This window comes from Pseudomonas monteilii NBRC 103158 = DSM 14164 (assembly GCF_000730605.1).
In the GTDB taxonomy this organism is placed as follows: Bacteria; Pseudomonadota; Gammaproteobacteria; order Pseudomonadales; family Pseudomonadaceae; genus Aquipseudomonas; species Aquipseudomonas monteilii.
Map to the genome: position 1 here is coordinate 1 of NZ_BBIS01000114.1, position 1,363 is coordinate 1,363.

General features: G+C 57.0%; 1 protein-coding gene. It reads left to right on the top strand.

What is annotated here, in order from left to right; all coding sequences use genetic code 11:
- The first annotated feature begins 52 nt into the window (after positions 1-52).
- Positions 53-1,300 carry an IS256 family transposase gene (locus PM2_RS29385; RefSeq protein WP_028700046.1) on the top strand — a complete coding sequence of 416 codons (1,248 nt, stop codon included), beginning with the start codon at positions 53-55 and terminating at the stop codon, positions 1,298-1,300.
- Positions 1,301-1,363: the final 63 nt, after the last annotated feature.

Here is a 1,363-nt window from a genome sequence, read left to right on the forward strand (position 1 = left end):
GAGGGTGTCAGAAATTTTGTGTTCGGGCATAACATGAGTAAAAGGTGCATGTATGCCAACCAAAAAGAAACCCGTGCGTGACCTGCCCAAAATCCCCAAAGAGCTGCTGGAGCAGTTCGGTGAGGGCCTGATGACCGCAGAGGCTATCGAGGATGCCTCTGCGGCGTTCAAGAAGGCCTTGATCGAGCGCGCTCTGCATGCCGAACTTGGCCACCACCTGGGTTATCCGCCGGGCGCGCAGCGCCCAGAGGATGAAACCAACCAGCGTAACGGCAAGAGTGGGAAAACGGTTTTGACCGGTGATGGCCCGCTGCGACTGGAAATTCCTCGCGACCGAGACGGCAGTTTTGCGCCCATTCTCATCCCCAAGCACGAGCGCCGTTACACCGGATTCGATGACAAGATCATCGCCATGTACGCCCGTGGAATGACAGTCAGAGAGATCCGGGCCTTCCTGTCAGAGCAGTATGGAACCGACGTTTCACCCGATTTCATCAGTTCTGTAACAGACGAGGTCATGGAAGAGATTGGTACTTGGCAACAGCGGCCGCTGGAGCCGATGTACCCGGTCATTTTCTTCGATGCGCTGCGGGTGAAGATTCGCGAAGAAGGCCTGGTGCGCAACAAGGCCATTTACCTGGCACTGGGCGTTCTACCCGACGGCACGCGCGATATATTGGGTATCTGGATCGAGAACACCGAGGGTGCGAAGTTCTGGATGAAGGTGTTCAACGATCTCAAGACACGTGGTGTCGAAGATGTGCTGATTGCCGTGACCGATGGCCTCAAAGGCATGCCAGAGGCCCTCAGCGCCGTGTTTCCAGAGACGACGCTGCAGACGTGCATCGTGCACCTGATCCGCAACAGCCTGGACTACGCAGCCTGGGACAAGCGCCGGGCGCTGGCCAAGGCGCTGAAGCCGATTTACCAGGCCATCAATGCAGAAGCGGCTGAGCAGGCATTGGATGAGTTTGAAAACGGGCCTTGGGGCAAGCAGTATCCAACGGTCGTTGCGGCCTGGAGACGCGCCTGGGATCGAGTGATTCCGTTCTTTGTCTTCCCGCCAGCCATCCGGAAAGTGATCTACACCACCAACGCCATCGAGAGTATCAATGCCCAGCTGCGCAAGATCATCAAGACCCGAGGCCATTTCCCGAACGATGACGCAGCTACCAAGCTGATTTGGCTGGGGCTGCGAAACATCACGGCGAACTGGGGCTCAGCGGCGCATGATTGGAAAAGTGCGATGAATCAATTCGCGATTTTGTACGGAGATCGGTTCATCAGGCCGACCTGGTGAAAATCAGGGCCTGCCTGACGGCAGGCCGTTACCGGCCCGCACACAAAAAATCTGACACTTCCG

What these genes read in the sequence shown, in the direction of transcription:
- PM2_RS29385 (WP_028700046.1), top strand. Translation starts at nt 53, where the DNA reads ATGCCAACCAAAAAGAAACCCGTGCGTGACCTGCCCAAAATCCCCAAA.